The sequence below is a fragment of the Stenotrophomonas sp. AN71 genome (assembly GCF_050435725.1).
Lineage (GTDB): Bacteria > Pseudomonadota > Gammaproteobacteria > Xanthomonadales > Xanthomonadaceae > Stenotrophomonas.
Map to the genome: position 1 here is coordinate 73,222 of NZ_JBNDKU010000002.1, position 17,483 is coordinate 90,704.

Genomic DNA, 17,483 nt, shown 5'->3' on the forward strand with positions numbered 1-17,483 from the left:
TTGCGGTTAGCCTGGTGGGGCGGGCAGATGAGATGGGACCTCGCCAGGGAATCTTCATGCTAGATCTCAAGGGGATGAATGGGCTGGCGTAGCGGATCCTAGTGCAATGAATACTGGTCTACGACGCAGTGAAAAATGTCCACCCCCGCAATCCATCGACCATTGCTGAAATAGCTCACCAGCCCGCATTGGCAGTTGCCACCGCTCAGGACGGGGCATAGCCCATCGTGTAGGTCGTACGCCCTCCAGGGGGTTCCAATGGCAGCGGTAGCTACCTGCATCCTGCCCTCGAAGTCCTCCGGCAGACATTGCCTTTCGGCAGCGAAGACAACATAGGTCACGCCGTCCCAAGACTCACGGGAGCTATCCGCTTCTACAGTAGAGACTGCCTCTAGGTCATCAGCCACGAGCACCCTCCGGCTCATTGTCAGCTGTCATAGGTACAAGTTGCACCGTTATGGCTCGGACCGGCTCCGAATCAGGGTCTATCCCTACTGACTGGACTGGCTTGCCATAGCCGCGATCCAGCAGCGCCTCACTGGCCGCTTTGGCGAGGGCCGCGTTATCGCCCCGCATGATCGCCACCAGCTTCTCAATGGCCTCCCGGCCGTACTCTCGCGCCAGCTGCCGAACCTCAAAATCCACTTTGGGCCGGCCACTCGGGTTGCCCGATTGTCCTGGCTTGAACGCCATAGCCTTCACCTATTGTTTTCAGTTGTTACCAATGTGAACCCGTGCTTTCGGAAGCTCTTGTCCGCTGCGTCCAGACCAACCTCCTCGACATGTCGCTGGAGGAACCTGGCGGCCATCTCGGTGACGTCCAAACCGCCTAGGTAGACGCGTTGCCCCGCGTTGGCTCGAAGCATCACTGCAGCGATGCCCTTCACCGCTGAGGGTGACAAGGGAGCAGTCATGGCCGGTCTCCTAAGCCTTCTTGGTCGTGATGAAACTGCGCTTGTAGTCCACGGGGTTACTGCCTGCGAATCGGCCGCCTACGATGCCTGGCATGCCGCCTCCAGTTGCTTGGCCGCTACCGCCGCCTGAGCCGCCTCCAATGAAGCCGCCCACGTTGTTGCCCAGCCCCAGGTTCGACCCTGTAGGAGCCGCTACCTGCTGGCCCCATGCGCTTTGTGGGTTCCACTGGCCGATGCTTGCCATGCCATTGCCAAACTGGGTGTTGCCGAAGCTCCCCATAGAGCCAGCTCCGCCCGTGTAGCCATACCAGCTGCCGCCAGGACGCTGCGCGCCGAGGCCCAGGTTCTGCGTTGTCATCTGCGAAGGCGTGGGCGCAGTGAATGCTCGGCTCGACAAGGGAGCACCCGGGATATCAACCTGCTCCATGACTGGGCCACCGATACCGTAGTCAGCCCCTCGGTTCACCCAGCCGGATAGCCCTCGGTCCACCAGCAAACCGGTTCCGGGAACAAACGCGTTTGCGAGCAACTTGAGGCCGGTGGCGATGGCCGCCCTGCCGCCGTTGCCCATATAGTTGCCACGTGCATCAAAGACGTTTCCCGGCACCGCCCCGTTAACAACGCGATTGCGTGCCCCAACGAAAAACGCGGGAACTCTCGAACCTGCCATTACTTACCCCTTGGGCACCTGCCGTGCCCATTCATTTTCTTAAGTGTTTGAGTAGCGGGGCCAGGTGTATCCTGATCCCACACCTCTCCGATGGACGGGAAATGGACGCCTGGAAAAAGACGAGCTATCCCCTGCCGCAGCTGCTGGAAAGCAACCGCGCTTCTGATGGACGGAAGGGCGGCCTGTACGGCCTTGCCTTTGCCAGCTTGCTAATCGCAGTCCCCGTTCTACTGGCGGGCTTGGTAGTGCTCGCCTTTACGGGCTTCGCTGTGGCCTCGTAGCCTCAAGCCGATCTGCAAACGCATCCAGATCCGGGTTGTCTTCCCGCTCTGCAATTTCCCGCAGCAAACGCGCTTGCGGTATCAGCTCACCAATTGGCTTCTCGCCGTTCTGCGCAACCCAGCGGACGAAGCCGGGGCTGGTCATAAGGCGGGCCAATCCATTCAAGCCACCAGCCAGCGCCATCGAGCCTGAGACAATCCCTGCAGCCAGCAGCGGACTACCCGCCACCAATGCGCTACCAGCACTGCTCGCAGTGCCAGCCGACTGAGTTATCAGGGAGATCAGGCGAGCGGATCCTGAGGGATTGCGGAACACCGAACTTCCCTGCCGAATTCGATCCGTCATCCTGGCGATCCTGTCCATGTCTTGCCGGAAACCGAGGCCGTGCCGGTCAAACAACACCCGCTTCGCCTCTGGGCTCATGTTTGCCCAGTTGGTTAGGAACGTCTCCATACTGAAGACGTCACTGTCCGCATTCTGCTGACTGCCGGTGGCCCGACCCATGCGGCGAATGAAGGACGCCGATACTTCACGCTGGGCGTCCTTTGGCAACGACTGCATCACCGCTCGCAACGTGGTCGCACCCTCTCGGGTGTTGCCAAACGCCGCCTTGTAAACAGCCTCCGGTCCGCCGCTCTTATCCACCACATGCGCCACGGCGTCGATTCGATTGCTACGCGCCGCGTAATAGGCATTTGCCCGACTCCAAGCCTGCCGCGCCTCGGGTGTCGTGGCGGCGGCCTCCATATCCTTCGTAAGTGCGCCATAGAGCGTCTTCCACTTGTCACGGGGAACGCTGTCAGCCAAGGAGTAGTTATCGAGCTCCCGCCCAACCAGCGTGCGAAGCTTGGTAAGCGCCTGATACGGCAGTTGGTTGTCGGCCATTCCAGATACGGCGGTCACCACCTGCTCGTCGATCTGCTGAGGCGTCAGAACGGGAAGCGAGCCACGCAACCCCAGTGACTGAAGGCGCGCGTTCTCCGCAGCTGCCCGCTGCGCCTGCCCCTCAAGCTGCTGTTTCAGCTGCTCTGCTTGCCGCTGTACATCAGGGCGCTGCAGTGCTGCCTCCATCCCGCTCATGTCCTCGTCCAATGCACCGCCGATTCCTCGAATGCGAGCGTTCTGGAATAGGCGCGCAACGTTGGGGGCTCCTTCAATGGAGGCGTTCAGATCAGCCAGCGCCCTTTGCGTGTTCTCCACAGGCACCCGTGCATCCGGTGCAATTTGCTTCGAAACTCGACCGTAAAGCTCTTCTGCCTTTTTGGCTGTCTTGGGCACGAAGGCGGCCGCGCTCTTCCCCTCAATTCCTTCTAGGATGGTACGTCCTGCCTGCTCTGGACTCATTGCTCGGCCGCGTGGAGAGAGTTCCGCCGCGTACTGACCAATCGCCGCGTTAGCGTTATCCGCTTGGTTGCGCTCAAGACGCGCAATCGGACCAGCACCGCCAGCAACGTTGCCCAAGATGGTCTCTGTAGCCTGGGCAAACCGCCCGCCCGTTGCCTGGCCCACACTCGGTGAAGTACCTGCTGCCGCGAAATCGGAAATCGCCCTTTCCACGTCTTGGGCGGTCACGCGCTCACCCGAAGCATTGCGGCCCCTCAGCGCTCCACGGGTAGCATCCGCGACAACCTGAGGAACGATGCCGCTACGCATGCCAGGAAGCGCCGACGCGACGCCCGGGGCGAAGCCACCAGCCAGCCCAGCGGCTACCTGTGCACCAGTACCACCACCCGCCTCACGAACGGCTGAGCTAGCGCCTGTGCCTGCCACAGTGGCAGCGGTCTGTAGGACAGGATTTGCGGCAAAGAACTCGCCGGCAGTCTGGACAAGCCCTCTGCCACCGCTAGCCGCTGAGCCTGCGCCCAAGGTGAGTGCGGTGCCGGTCAGCCCTTCGCCGATGTCTGAAACAATGCGCTGCCCCTTTGTCTGGGGCCGCTGCATGCCCAACTCATCGGCAATCTGCTCGCCGACCTGGCGATACGGGGCAGTCGGAACGAAGCTGTCCCGCCCCGTAGCGATGTCCTCTTCCGTAGGTTCGTGCAGGCGGCGCCGAATCGGGTCCACGACATAGTGATTGAAAGCGTCGCCGCCAACGGCACCGAGAAGGCCGCCAGCGCCTTGAAGGACCTGGCGCCCGCCATACTGGCCCAGCCACCGACCTAGGGCGTTGCCTGGCACCTCGGCGGTGCTATCCCAGCTAGATGCTACCTCGCTGAAATCGGGTTTGGCGGCCTGTACGGCAGGGAGCGTCACGATCTCATCGGGCTGGTCGAACTGGTCAAAGACGTTCTGCCCGGTCGAAGAAGCACCCGATGGGGCATCAAACTGATCAAATGGATTTCTTTCCATTGGCTACCTCAGGTAGTCATCTGCGCTAACACCGTACTTCTGCTCGAAGGCGGCACGCATGTTGGGGTTTTTCCGAAGGAAGTCCACCGCCGCTGGGGGAACTGCGGAGGCCCCACGTGCTGCTGCACCACCAGATGCAGTGGACCTACCCACTACACGCTCCGGCGCGTAGTTGTATTCCCGCGCCAAGCCCGAGTACTGCTCTCGATAGGCGTCGATCTGAGACTTTGCTTGGTCGTGCAGCCCCTTGGCGGAGTTAACAAAGCCAGTTCGCTGCTCAGGGTTCAGCCGCTGACCATCTCGGAGCCTGTTGTACTCGTTGCGAATGCGGTCCGGAACGCCAGCAGCGTTCTGAGCATTCGCGAACTCGCCCTCGCGAACCACCGAAGTGGGATCAAGCATGCGCATGTAAGAAAAGATCAACGCAAGATCGTTCTGTGCAGACGGATTCTTCGCGGCCTGCGCGATCTGCTCGTAAGAGTTGACCACCGTCTGAGGGACCTTGATCTGAGCGATGAACTCTTTCCGCAGGGCCTGCTCCGCCTGAGCTAGATCCCCCGGGGCAGGATTGTTCTTTCGGTCTGCGGGGCCGCCAGGGATAGCCTCTAGCTGTGAGCCATCGGCACTAAAGCGGTAGCCAGACGGAGCTTGACGCTCCGCCTGACGAGCCGAACGATCGGGTCTGAAACCAACTTCCAGACCAGCAGTTCTCGTCGGCCTCGCCTGGCCTGCCTGCGCAAGCACCTTCGGGACATAGGCACGCGTCTCTGCCGGAGCAGACGCCAGCATGGCGTCAACGTTTCCGCCCGCAGCACGCAGGGCGTTATCGACGTTGCCTGGACCCCAGTTGTATGCGGCCAGCGCGGCACGCGGGTCTGCGTACTGGCGGAGCATGGCGCCAAGATAGTCCTTGCCCACACGCTCCTGCTCTGCCGGGGATTGATCGCGGGCCGGAACGACGCCATACCCCGGATCGCGCAACGTGCCAGGCATGGTCTGCATAGTGCCTACCGCGCCCTTGCTCGACACGGCAGCCGGGTTGCCGCCTGACTCAACCTGCATCACCGCCTGCTCCAAGCCTGGAATGAGGTCGGAACCCAGCAGCCCCCCGCTGGGCATCTGCAGCCGCGCTGCATCCGGCGACAGAAGACCTGCACTCGGCAACTGCGGTGCAGCGGCTCCTGAGCCAAGCAGGCCTTCACTGATGATGTTGCCTTGGAGATCCCGGTACTCTTGGGTTTCGGTGTTGCGGATGACATCCAGCAACCCCTCTTTACCCGTCTTCGGGTCGCGATAGCCGATCTGGCCCGGCTCCCATTTCGCCTTCGGACTCACCTTCTGCCGGAACTCCTGGGCGCCAACGGGGTCGACACTTGCCCACTGACTCCATGAGCCCTCATTGAGCGATCCGTCAGGGTTAAGTACGCCTCGCTGAGCCTCTTCGATAGCCGCGTTCCGCAGCAAGCCCTGGCGAGTCCGAGCGAGGATTTCGTCCTTGTAGCGGGCGTTCTCGGCATCGCTCACGCCTTGGTTCGCCGAGAGAAGTCCACCCTGGATGCCATTTGCCAATGCAGCGCCAAAGTTGCCTCCGGTCGGCCGGAGCATGGCAAGTCCAGCGGATAGCAGGCTCTGGCGAGCAACCGCCGCCTGGTCCTTCTCGGACAGACCTTGCCATCTCGGCGTGACCCTGCCGAAGAAATTGTTAATGTAGGAGTTCATTTGCTTCCTGTGCTTCTAGGGCGTCTCATACGCCGGATGGGAATGGGCGGCGCCACCACTCGATGACGCCGCCCAGGAGCCCGCCCTTGGGTAGTGGAGCCCCTATTACTTATGGCGTTTGGCGGGTGTAAATCGCTCCCGGGCAAATGCGCACGGGACAAGGAACCCAGAGGAAAGAGCTGGGTTTACTGGTTAGCCACTCGCCGTCACATTCAAGATTCTTCCCACGCCTACATCCCATCCTGTGCTCTCTCCGAGCTCCTCCAGCAGGGCATAACTGGCCCGCTCGAGCCAGTCCCAGAGAATGGCCTCGACGGCAGACACTTGCTTCCGATAGGTAGCCTCTCGAACTCCGAAACTGCGCGCGCCATCCTTGTAGCTACGCCCGACGCCGAGAAGCTTGGCCGCCGCCGCCCTTGCCACTTCGGCTGTATGCCCCATTACGGTCAGATAGAGCTCAACCTTGGGCCATAGCTCCATCCTCTGTGCCGCGTAGACCATCAGCCATGCCTCAAGCGGGCCATCAAGCGACGCGTCGGACAATGCCAGCAGCACTGGTTTCACCGGCCTCACAGTTGGGATGACCAACGCTCCGGCAAAACGGTGGTTCTCCCAGCGCCGCACGCGTCGAACACGCGTGGCGCACGCGTCCGCACGCATGTTCGCAACTTGATCGAAGTCCTCAGCTGCTTGCCGGTCTTCAGCTCTGAAGGAGCGTAGAGCGGCGGTGCGTGCCCGGGTACTTTTGGGCAGATATCCCCGAGCGTCCTGAACTACTCGCCCCCTGGTGTGAATGGCTAGCCCCGCTGGATCAACTGAGCCGTCTTCATCAGCCAGAACCTCCACCCAAGTCGCTTGCGTTGGCAGCGACATGCATGGCCCGCACCCGAACGCAGCGGCAAGCGCCTTGGAAGCTCGGTCCACGTTAATCGATCCTTCCAGCCAGGGCTTTGACAGCCCTGGAATTTCCGATGCTCGTACCTGCTTTAGGCTAGCTTTGAACTGTGCTCGACCGCTCAAGGGGCGCCCTCCCTAGAGCAAGGCTTCAGGAGCATTGGAAGCAACGAAGAACGCGCTCCGCTTGGTAGATATCTAAAAGGGAGTACACATAGCGACCTCGAAGAGGTGTGGATAACCACTCGACTGGCCCAGATAGCGACCTCATAGGTCTGTATGTGGGCTAACGCCCTCTGCAGTTGGCCCACATAGCGACCTAGTTGGCCCACATAGCGACTAGCCATCGCGCTGAGTCCTCCACAAATGGGGCGCGACGGTCGTAGCTGGCTCGAGGTGCTTGGGAGACTCATCGACGGGGTAGTAGGTCAGCGCGAAAAGGCTGCACATGTTCTTGCCCCCCTTCCTCGTCTCGATGATCCAGCCGGCAACGAGAAGCTCGAGCTTCGCTGCTTGAACCGTCGCCTTGCTTCTCCATCCCCTCAGGGACAGCATCGACCACGGGATGCTCAAATCGCCGTTCTTGCCTGGTCGGTATTGGCGGGCCAGCTCCAGCAACAGCTTGACGGCATTACCGGACAGTTGACCAAACTCCGGCGAGTCGGAAATCCTGTGCTCAAGCATCAGGAATGGCGCGCCCTTCGACCGCCCCACGAGCTTCTGCCGTCGCCTTTCAGTGTTCTTCTTGGGTAACGCCTGCCCATAGCGGGCGCCGCCCTCTGGAGACCGCTGCGCGCGGCCCTCACTTGTGCTGTGCATACACCCCCCAAGGGCATAGGTATGAGCCCGACTAGGGCTTCTTGCGACGTGCCTTCGCGGCGCGCGAGCCAGGGAGGTGCGCCCAGGTCTGTCCGCTACGAACTTGGTTCACCGTGCGGAGAGATATCCCGAGCCGCTTGACCCATACCTTTGACGGAATGCTCTCTGCGCTATCGCGTATTGCGCTGACTTGGTCAGGCGTCAATTTGCAGTACGGTGATCTGCAGCCGTACATCGCCAAACTGTTCTTAGCCTGCCTAGCGCGGTTCTCCTGGGGGGTCACCAAGTCTAGGTTGGACAGCGCGTTGTTACCCGCGTCGGAGTCGAGATGATCGATCTGCATGCCTTCAGGGATGGGTCCGTTCGCGGCTTCCCATACCAGTCGGTGCGCGTACCAAGTCACGGGGGTACGGGCCTCTGACTGGCGCCGTATCACCCTCACATAGGTGTCCGAAGTCTGGATCCCTACTTCTAGTCCATCCGGGTCAAAGATTCGTCCGGTGGAAAGGCTGACAAGGAGGCCAGATGAGGCGTGTGGCACAAGCTGACCAATAGCCTGCTCCGTCATAGCTGCCCCTCCTCCCGGTCCTCTGACTCAATCTCCTGCTCCCTTGAGGCGTTCAAGGTCTGCCAGGCGCGCTGAACGTCTTGCGGGACGTAGTACTCGACCACCTTGTACGATCCGTGGTCGTCCTCATGCGTGGCGGGGTAAGCCTCTATGAGCCCACGCTCTACCAGTTCCCTGACGGCGCGCCGCGTAGGGGCTGGACGAGCGCAGCCAGCCGTCCACCCAGCGGCATCGAGAAGACTCGACTGCTCCCGATTAAGGCAGGAAAAATTGAACCCGTTCACGCCGCGACCTCCGTGGAGGCCGCAGCGAGCCGTGCGGGTAGCGTGTAAAGGCTATCGAGGTAGACGAATCGACGTGTGCCGATGCTGACTGTCTCAAGCAGACCGGCCTTTGCCAGCTCATAAGCCTTAGATCGGCCAATTCCTACCTTCGCGCATTCCGGAATGAAGGGCCGGAAATCCCGATGTCCATGTGTATCCATTAGCTGCACCGTGTGGCCGCTAGCGCGGCGGGTGAAGCTATTTATGATTATCCGTTTAGCTAAATGGTCACACTACGGGTAGCGTGACACTGTGCTTGCATCGTTACGGAACTGGCGCTCCCAAAGCGACATCTTGTTCTTTAGAGTCCCATCGACAAGATCGGGGAATCGAAGCTGCATGGCTCTCCGGAAATCTGAAGGCTTTGGCATGGTGCTTCGGTCACCCCGCCATCGAGACCACTCAGAAAAGATGGATGCCCACATCACGCGATGTGGGTCTTTCGACCATCGATTGCAGGCCATTGAGCGAGCGCTTTGGGTCTTCGCGTCGTTGACCACGATCTGACGGACAGGATCAGCTGGCTCACTGGCGAGTACAGTTAGATAGCCGTAGACCGCCGATGCCTGCATCAGATAGCAGATCGGGAGATCATCCAGCCCAGCGGTATAACCGAAATCGAGCGCAGAGAACGTTGCCCTCAGGACATAAGCAGCACAAAATCTTTCAGGAGTCACTTCGAAGGGCTCGAAGCCCAATTCGGAGTCCTGAAGAAGGAACGAATTCCTTCTCAGGGGTTCCAAGATTAGGGGGAGAAGATCAAGGTGACTCACCTTTAAGGCTACTTCTCGGGTCCATTCCAAGGTCTCATCGCGCTCGTTCCTCAGTAGACCCTCGCATGCGCCAGCTTGTAGCAGGATATCCCCGAAACGAAGAATCGGACGAACTCCTTCAGAGGGAACCCCAGCCAGCGCCTTCCTCGCACCCTCGATCAACGTCTTCACCGCGCCAAAGGCCAGATCAGGATCGTAGTGTCGAGTCAGCAAGTTGCTGTCGTCCCACGATCCTTCATCGAAGAACTCGACAGGGCTGGCGTCCAGAAAATCGAATGGATCTTTAGCAGTCATTTGCTTCTCCAGGGCCAACTCCCGAATTGCCAGATGCTCGACTATTACTGACCAATTCGGAAGAATCTCGCGCCGGTATCCTACCGAATGCTGTTCAGGCTAGCGATAGTGTCTTCTATGAGCTTACGGGCCGCGCGTCTCGCCTGGGCCAATGATCTAAGTTCGGGGCCGTCAGCAGGTGGATTACGCAGCAGGTCTTCCGCAAGCCTCTCGAGACTTCGCCTTGCCTTCTCCCGCGCCCGCTTGGCAGCCTCCTGCTGTGTGCGCTTGAAGCGTCTATCCGCTGCCGCGTCGCGCCGACGCTGACGCTCTCGTCCCGCTATCAGCGCGACCTCAGGAAAGCCAAGGGGAAGCATTTCGTCAGTGTCATCGTGAGCATTCGCATACCAGTGAGTGCCTCGCCGAAGATTGTACGAAGCCTCTTCGAATAGGTGGCAACCCGCACCAGGTCCCATCGGGTCCTCGACAGGCCGCCAACCGATCTCCTGTGCACGAGTGAGCAGCTGATCGGCGCCCATCATTTCCGTTACGACTGCGCCTGCGCTGTCGTAGTAGCACAGGCAGAACCTGTCTCGACGGTGCACGGCCAGCCAGTCCATGCAAACGAGTTGATGAGAGATGAGCAAGCGGGGAGCCACCCCCATTGCCAAGAGTTCGTCAATCGGGTCGCGGGCCTGAATGGCCGGCTCACGGCCGCTGGGATCTTTATGCGCTCTCTCGGACGCAGCACTTATACTCACGCTATCCATGATCGACTCTCCAGTAGTCGGTGGTGGTAGGCCGAGCTAGGGGTTCCAGCCCCTTTCTCGGCCGCTTTGTTTATGCGACTTTGCTTCTTTGACCGGCCCTCCTTAAAGGCCTTTCTCTGGCGGTCAGGCGCGCTTGGCTGTGAAGGCCAACACGTTCGGTTCTGCAACCCGCAATTGGTCAAGGTAGTCGGACCAGGCCTGCATCATCTTCCTGCGCTCCGGCAGGTGGGTCGCTCGGTTGTAGGCACGCCCAAGAGGGTCCTTCACGGCGTGCGCCAACTGATGCTCGATGTAGTCCGGGCGATAGCCAAGCACTTCATCCAGCACCGTTCTTGCCATCGCTCGGAAGCCATGGCCCACCATCGTGTCTGAGTCGAATCCAAGATTCCGCAGCGCCGCGTTCAGCGTGTTCTCGCTCATGGGCTTTTGGGCACTACGGACCCCTGGAAACACGAACTCGCTGCGCTTGGTATAGGGGTACAGGTCCCTAAGCACTTCCACGGCTTGGCTCGAGAGCGGAACGATGTGCGGAGTCTTGGTCTTGCTGGTGACGTAGCGCCACTCCGCCGCATCGAGGTCGATGTCGGCCCACTTCGCCTGCCTCAACTCCCCGGGACGGACAAATAGCATCGGGGCTAGCTTTAGCGCGGCCTGTGTGACCAATGCCCCTTGGTAGCCCCACAGCGCGCGCAGAAGGCTGCCTATAACGGCAGGGTCGGTCACGCTGGCAAAGTGCTTGGTCTGAGGCTGCTCAAGCGCTCCTGTGAGGTCCTGAGCGGGATTCCGATCAGCACGACCCGTAGCGATGGCGTAGCGGAAGATTCGGCCGGCGTGGGCTCTAGCCCGATGTGCAGTCTCGACTACGCCTCGCTGTTCCAGCTTCCTAAGCGCAGCTAGCAGAACCGGCGCAGTGATGTCCCCAACAGGCAGATCCGCCAATCCAGCCAGATCCTTCTCGATCAGCCGACGCTCGCGCACAACGGATCCAGGGGAAAGGCCTTCCTTTGTTCGCTTGGCGAGCAACTCCAGGCCGATGGCGCCAAAGGTGTTCGCGGCCCGTTCTCCTTGTGCTGCCTTCTCAGCCCTCGCCACCTGAGCGGGATTGGCTCCGCCGCGCAGCAGCGCACGTAGACGGTCACGTTCGACGCGAGCAGCCTGCAGCGACATTGAGGGGTACTCGTCGAGGGTGACGATGCTCGCCCTACCGGCGTACCTATAGCGGTACCGCCAAGCCTTCGACCCCGTTGGACGCACCTCAATGCATAGCCCATTTGAGTCAGCGATCCGGTAGGCCGCTGCCTTGGGCTTAAGTGTGCGAACTTTGGTGTCGGTGAGCATGTGAGTCATCCGCCAGTGAGTCGGGGTCGGGAATTACCTACCCTCGACTCACAGCCTGACTCACTTTTTTTGCGGATGCAAGTGGATGCCAACGGATGCCGATGGACGGTCAAGCAGCCTAAAAGCCCCATCCCGCTAGCACTCTTGGACATCCCCGGACTTCGCTGGACGTCAATGTGGTGGGCCCACCAGGATTCGAACCTGGAACCAAGGGATTATGAGTCCCCTGCTCTAACCGTTGAGCTATAGGCCCGGCGCAGCACCACAGTGTAGTGGAGCCCGCGCTTGATCGGCTACCCGGCAGCAGCAAGAGCCTCGGAAACACGCCTCAACCGCCTCTCCGCTGCGTCCGCAAACCACGCCTGCCGCCGCAGGTAGGCCTGGAACAGCGCCACCGTCCTTCTGGCCTCTTCCAGCCCCTTCTGGTTGCCGCCGCTGAAGCCCGCCAGCAGTCCGGTACCCGACTGCGTCAGCAACGCAATCGTTGCTCGCCGGGCGAATCCCAGTGGGTCCTCGTGCTCATCGCGCTTCACATCTTCCCAGTCCAACAGCGGTGGGAAGTCACAGCTACGCGTATCCGATTCATCCCTGCCGCACCCACCGTCAAACTCCATCAGCTCCATGCTCACTCTCCTACGATTCGTCGAACCTGTTGCGCCTCTTGTTGAGAGAGGCGACCGGGTGCTTCAACACGGTCGTAGGGCCGCCCGCAGCTTTTCCCCTTGCGGAGTCTTGTATGGCTGCGCGCCACCCGGTCAATGACCCTCTGACCCACCAGGGTGGCGAGTGATGCGGCTTGACCTTGGATTGTCTGCTATTGCGGCAGACAGTCCGCCTACGACGGTGTGTTGAGCACCTGCGGAGGACTGTGTGGAAAAGAAGGTAGTGGCTTCAATTGGCGAATGCGACATGGCCCATGCCAATCACACACAGCAGGAAGCTCACAGCATTGAGCCACTTGGGATTTCCGCTGGATGGTCTCCTCCTCTGCAGCGCAGTCCTCAACAATCCTCAGGCCAGTTGCGTCACAAGGTGCGGCAAGCAACCGACACTCGTTGAGAAGATCTTCCGGATACGTCATCGCGAACAGCAGCCGAGCATGGCTCGGCTCTACAGAAGCGCGGGCAAAGCACAGGCACCCACCAAAGAAAAACCCCGCACCAGGCGGGGTTTCTCTCAACGCTTCAACAACCGCCAGATATCAATCAATATCCAGGAAGCTGCGCAGCTGCTCCGAACGGCTCGGGTGACGCAGCTTGCGCAGGGCCTTCGCTTCGATCTGGCGGATGCGCTCGCGGGTCACGTCGAACTGCTTGCCGACTTCTTCCAGCGTGTGGTCGGTGTTCATGTCGATGCCGAAGCGCATGCGCAGCACCTTGGCTTCCCTCGGGGTGAGGCCGGCCAGCACGTCGCGCACGGTTTCAGACAAGTTGATGTTGGTGGTGTTCTCGATCGGGGACTCCACGTTGGTGTCCTCGATGAAGTCGCCCAGATGGGAATCCTCGTCGTCGCCGATCGGGGTTTCCATCGAGATCGGCTCCTTGGCGATCTTCATCACCTTGCGGATCTTGTCTTCCGGCATGTCCATTTCCTTGGCCAGCTCCTCCGGCGTGGCCTCGCGGCCGTACTGCTGGAGCATCTGGCGGGAAATGCGGTTCAACTTGTTGATCGTCTCGATCATGTGCACCGGAATACGGATGGTGCGTGCCTGGTCGGCAATCGAGCGGGTGATCGCCTGGCGGATCCACCAGGTGGCATAGGTCGAGAACTTGTAACCGCGACGGTACTCGAACTTGTCCACGGCCTTCATCAGGCCGATGTTGCCTTCCTGGATCAGGTCGAGGAACTGCAGGCCACGGTTGGTGTACTTCTTGGCGATCGAGATCACCAGGCGCAGGTTGGCCTCGACCATTTCCTTCTTGGCCTTGCGCGCCTTGGCTTCGCCATAGGCCATGGCACGACTGATTTCCTTCAGGTCGTCCAGTTCCAGCTGGGTCAGCTTCTCGATGTCGATCGTCGCCTGCTGTTCGGCGACGATCTGGTCCTTCACTTCGCGCAGGGCCGAAGACCACTTCTGCTTGCGCTTCAGTGCGTCTTCCACCCACTCCAGGTTGGTCTGGTTGCCTTCCCAGGAACGGATGAAGTCCTTGCGCGGCATGCGGGCGGTGACGGTCGCCAGGTTCAGCACGCGGCGCTCATGGGCCTTGATCGACGCCATGGTGTCGCGCAGCTGCTTGGTCAGCACGTCGGTCAGCGGCAGCGGCAGCTTCAGGGTGACGAACACCGCCGACATCTCTTCGCGCAGGCGGCCCAGGTTCTTCTTGTCGCCCTTGGTCGCCGCCTTCTTGAAGGCGTTGAAGGCATCGCTCAGCGCCTGCATGCGCGCGGCGACCTCCTCCGGGTCCGGACCGGTCGGAGCGGCTTCTTCCTCGCCACCCTCGACATCATCTTCCTCGTCCTCGTCCTCGTCGGCATCGGCATCGTCGCTGTCATCAGCGGCAACGGCGGCCGGCGCAGGCACTTCGTCGGCCAGATCGTTGAAGCCGACAATCACTTCGGCCAGGCGCTTCTTGCCTTCCTTGTGGGCTTCATAATCGGTCAGCAGCGACTCGACCGAGACCGGGAACTGGCCCAGTGCGGCCTGCACCTGCGAAAGGCCTTCCTCGATGCGCTTGGCGATGGCGATTTCGCCTTCGCGGGTCAGCAGCTCGACGGTACCCATTTCGCGCATGTACATGCGCACCGGGTCGGTGGTACGGCCACCTTCGGTGTCGAGCGCGCTCAGCGCGGCGGCCGCTTCTTCAGCCGCCGTGTCGTCGACCTCACGGTTGCCCGTGTTGCCGTCGTTGAGAAGCAGGGTTTCCACATCCGGCGCAACTTCATGGACATCAATGCCCATGCCGTTGATCATGCCGATGATGTCTTCGATCTGTTCCGGGTCGACCATGTCGTCCGGCAGATGGTCATTGACTTCGGCGTAGGTCAGGTAGCCCTGTTCCAGGCCCTTGCTGATCAGTTGCTTGATTTCGGATTGGGCAGGACGTTCGTTGGCCATGTAGTGCTCGCGCCACCGGCTGGGGAGAAATAGGGAACGTAGCATTATACCAGCCCGGGGCCCTGCCTGCCGGGCGGTGGTCCCGCAGGCTCAGGGCCTGAGAAGGAAGGTCACGGGACCGTCATTGACCAGGCTGACGACCATATGGGCACCAAAGCGGCCGGTTTCCACCCCTGGTGCGTGATGTTCGCGGCAGATCTCGACAAATCGATTGAACCCGCGTTCAGCCTCGTCCGGCGGTGCGGCGGTGGTGAAGCTGGGCCGCATTCCCGAGCGGGTATCCGCTGCCAGGGTGAACTGGCTGACCAGCAGCAGGCCGCCGCCGGTGTCGCGCAGCGACCGGTTCATCTTCCCGGCCTCGTCGGCGAACACCCGGTAGCCCAGAAGGCGCTCGGCCATGCGCCGCAGCTGTGCCTCGGTGTCGCCCGGCTCCATGCCGACCAGGGCCAGCAGACCGGGGCCGATCTGCCCCACCGCCACCTCGTCAACATGGACGGCGGCCTGGCTGACACGCTGGATCAGGACGAGCATCGCGAGCTTCCAATTGAACAGGGCCAGCCACGATAGCAGCGCCCTTGGCTAAACTGGCGCCGATGAATCCGCACCGCAAAGCCCGGCTGGCCTACCGCGCCACCACCCTGTTCGCCCGCCTGCCCTGGCCGCTGCTGCGGGGGGTCGCGCACGCCCTGGCCTGGGCCTGGGTCCGTCTCAATGCCCGTGAGAGCCGCGTCACCCGCCGCAACCTGGAGCTGGCCTACCCGCAGCTGGAGGGCGCCGCACGCGACCACCTGCACCGCGAGCTGCTGCGCTCCACCGCGCTGCAGGCCATCGAGACCCTGCGCCTGTGGAGCCAGGACCCCGCCGACAACCTGCGCCTGCACCTAAAGCAGCGTCATGGTGAGGCTCTGTACGACGCGGCCCTGGCCAGCGGCAAGGGTGTGATCGTGGCGGCCCCGCACTTCGGCAACTGGGAGCTGCTGAACCAGTGGCTGGCCTCGCGCGGGCAGATCGCCATCGTCTACAAGCCACCGGAGGACGAGGCCGGCGACGCCTTCCTGCAGTTGGTGCGGGGCGGCCAGAACGTGCAGCAGGTACGCGCCGAGGGCCCGGCGGTGCGCCAGCTGTTCAAGGTACTCAAGGAGGGCGGCGCCACCGGCATCCTCCCCGACCAGCAGCCCAAGGCCGGCGACGGCGTGTTCGTGCCCTTCTTCGGCGTACAGGCGCTGACCATGACCCTGGTCAACCGCCTGGCCGAGCGTACCGGCGCCACTGTGCTGTACGGCTGGTGCGAGCGCATCGGGCCGGACATGGAGTTCGCCCTGCACATCGAGCCGACCGATCCCGCCGTGGCCGACCCGGACCCGCTGGTGGCCGCCACCGCGCTCAATGCCGGCATCGAGCGCATCGCGCGGCGCGACCCGTCGCAGTACCAGTGGACTTACAAACGCTATACGTTGCGCCCCCCCGGCAGCGGCGAGGACGACCCGTACGCCACCGAGGAACATCCGCACTGAGGGCGGCCCGGTCGCCTGCGACCGACCGCCGCAGCACGTTGATTACGACGCCGGCGCCCCCATAGAGACTGCGATGTCCGCCTCCCCCGGTCCTGCCATGTCTGCTTCTTCCCTGTTCGGCGACCCCGCCGCGATCCGCTGCGAACGTGCGGTGGCCGAACTGCGTGCCGGTCGCCCGGTGCTGCTCCACGATGGCCAGGGCCAGCGCCTGGCGGTGATCGCGCTGGACAGCGCCACCGCCAGCAGTTTCGCGGCCTTCGCCAGCGCCGCACGCCAGCGCCACTACCTGTTCCTGACCGCCACCCGCGCCCGCGTACTCGGCGTGGAAGCCGCGCAGGGCGCACGTCTGCCGCTGGCGGACGTCGCCTTCGATACCCTGCCCTCGCTGGGTTATCTGCGCGAGCCGGGCCCGATGCCGGAGGGTTGGACCGCCGGTGACGCCTTCGATGCCGGCGCGGTGGAACTGGCCCGTCTGGGCCTGCTGCTGCCGGCGATGGTTGCAGTGCGCCTTGAGGCCGGTGACAGCACGTTCGACGGCGCGGCCGAGGTGGCACTGTGCGATCTGGCCGAGGGTGCGGCACACGCCGCGCACGACTACGAACTGGTCGCGCGTTCACCGGTGCCGCTGCGCGATGTCGGCATGACCACCTTCGCGGTGTTCCGTGGTGGCGTGGCCCAGCGCGACCAGGTGGCGATCATTGTTGGCGAGCCGGACCTGTCGTCGGTGGTTCCGGTACGCGTGCATTCCTCGTGCCTGACCGGCGATCTGTTCGGTTCACTCAAATGCGACTGCGGCGACCAGCTGCGACGCGGGCTGCGCAAGCTCAAGGAGCTGGGCGGCGGCGTGCTGTTGTACCTGGACCAGGAGGGCCGCGGCACCGGCATTGCCGCCAAGATGCGCGCCTACGGCTACCAGCACGACGGCCTGGACACCATCGATGCCGATGCGCAGCTGGGCTTCGGTGCCGACGAGCGCCGCTACGGCAGCGCGGTGGCGATGCTGCACGGCCTGGGCATCAGCCGCGTGGCCCTGCTCAGCAACAACCCGACCAAGGCACAGCGCCTGCGCAATGCCGGCATCGAAGTGCTGGACTGCATTCCGGTCACCGGCGAGATCACCGCCGAGAACGAGCACTACCTGCGCACCAAGGCCGATCGCGCAGGCCACATGCTGGATGTCGACGCACTGATCCAGGCTGCGCAGTAACGCAGCCGACCTGCT

14 protein-coding genes and 1 tRNA gene are annotated in these 17,483 nt (G+C 62.1%); 2 read left to right on the plus strand and 13 right to left on the minus strand.

Going from position 1 to position 17,483, the window contains the following annotated elements; all coding sequences use genetic code 11:
- Window positions 1–399: 399 nt before the first annotated feature.
- The 13 genes from ABH900_RS04065 to dtd form a co-directional block, all read right to left on the minus strand.
- A complete protein-coding gene (locus ABH900_RS04065) occupies window positions 400–693 on the minus strand; it encodes a DUF5681 domain-containing protein (protein ID WP_429621554.1) in 294 nt (97 codons plus the stop codon).
- Between the two features lie 231 nt (window positions 694–924).
- Window positions 925–1,584 carry a hypothetical protein gene (locus ABH900_RS04070; RefSeq protein ID WP_429621556.1) on the minus strand — a complete coding sequence of 220 codons (660 nt, stop codon included), beginning with the start codon at window positions 1,582–1,584 and terminating at the stop codon, window positions 925–927.
- Window positions 1,585–1,839: 255 nt separating this feature from the next.
- Window positions 1,840–4,215: a hypothetical protein gene (locus ABH900_RS04075; protein ID WP_429621558.1), complete on the minus strand. Its 2,376-nt coding sequence runs from the start codon at window positions 4,213–4,215 to the stop codon at window positions 1,840–1,842.
- A gap of 3 nt (window positions 4,216–4,218) precedes the next feature.
- Window positions 4,219–5,934, minus strand: coding sequence for a transglycosylase SLT domain-containing protein (locus ABH900_RS04080; RefSeq protein WP_429621560.1), 1,716 nt, complete (start codon window positions 5,932–5,934; stop codon window positions 4,219–4,221).
- Between the two features lie 192 nt (window positions 5,935–6,126).
- Window positions 6,127–6,498, minus strand: coding sequence for a hypothetical protein (locus ABH900_RS04085; RefSeq protein WP_429621562.1), 372 nt, complete (start codon window positions 6,496–6,498; stop codon window positions 6,127–6,129).
- A 669-nt stretch (window positions 6,499–7,167) separates the two neighbouring features.
- On the minus strand, window positions 7,168–7,647 hold the full coding sequence (locus tag ABH900_RS04090; protein ID WP_429621564.1) for a hypothetical protein: 480 nt from the start codon (window positions 7,645–7,647) through the stop codon (window positions 7,168–7,170).
- Between the two features lie 31 nt (window positions 7,648–7,678).
- Window positions 7,679–8,215, minus strand: coding sequence for an HNH endonuclease signature motif containing protein (locus ABH900_RS04095; protein ID WP_429621566.1), 537 nt, complete (start codon window positions 8,213–8,215; stop codon window positions 7,679–7,681).
- A 556-nt stretch (window positions 8,216–8,771) separates the two neighbouring features.
- Complete coding sequence (locus ABH900_RS04100; protein WP_138927592.1) at window positions 8,772–9,605, minus strand: hypothetical protein; 834 nt, start codon at window positions 9,603–9,605, stop codon at window positions 8,772–8,774.
- Between the two features lie 872 nt (window positions 9,606–10,477).
- A complete protein-coding gene (locus tag ABH900_RS04105; RefSeq protein WP_010481201.1) occupies window positions 10,478–11,692 on the minus strand; it encodes a tyrosine-type recombinase/integrase in 1,215 nt (404 codons plus the stop codon).
- A gap of 177 nt (window positions 11,693–11,869) precedes the next feature.
- Window positions 11,870–11,945: transfer RNA gene (locus ABH900_RS04110), tRNA-Ile, on the minus strand.
- 40 nt (window positions 11,946–11,985) lie between these two features.
- Window positions 11,986–12,315 carry a hypothetical protein gene (locus ABH900_RS04115; protein WP_429621569.1) on the minus strand — a complete coding sequence of 110 codons (330 nt, stop codon included), beginning with the start codon at window positions 12,313–12,315 and terminating at the stop codon, window positions 11,986–11,988.
- 578 nt (window positions 12,316–12,893) lie between these two features.
- A complete protein-coding gene (gene rpoD / locus ABH900_RS04120; RefSeq protein ID WP_429621571.1) occupies window positions 12,894–14,747 on the minus strand; it encodes an RNA polymerase sigma factor RpoD in 1,854 nt (617 codons plus the stop codon).
- Between the two features lie 90 nt (window positions 14,748–14,837).
- Window positions 14,838–15,278 (minus strand): D-aminoacyl-tRNA deacylase, encoded by a 441-nt coding sequence (gene dtd / locus ABH900_RS04125; RefSeq protein ID WP_429621573.1) that lies wholly within the window; start codon window positions 15,276–15,278, stop codon window positions 14,838–14,840.
- A 62-nt stretch (window positions 15,279–15,340) separates the two neighbouring features.
- On the opposite strand from dtd, the gene ABH900_RS04130 reads away from it, so the two are divergent.
- Window positions 15,341–16,261 carry a lauroyl acyltransferase gene (locus ABH900_RS04130; protein WP_429621575.1) on the plus strand — a complete coding sequence of 307 codons (921 nt, stop codon included), beginning with the start codon at window positions 15,341–15,343 and terminating at the stop codon, window positions 16,259–16,261.
- 73 nt (window positions 16,262–16,334) lie between these two features.
- The gene (ribA, locus tag ABH900_RS04135; RefSeq protein WP_429621577.1) at window positions 16,335–17,468 is read left to right on the plus strand and encodes a GTP cyclohydrolase II RibA; all 1,134 of its coding nucleotides are present in this window, start codon (window positions 16,335–16,337) and stop codon (window positions 17,466–17,468) included.
- Window positions 17,469–17,483 lie beyond the last annotated feature (15 nt).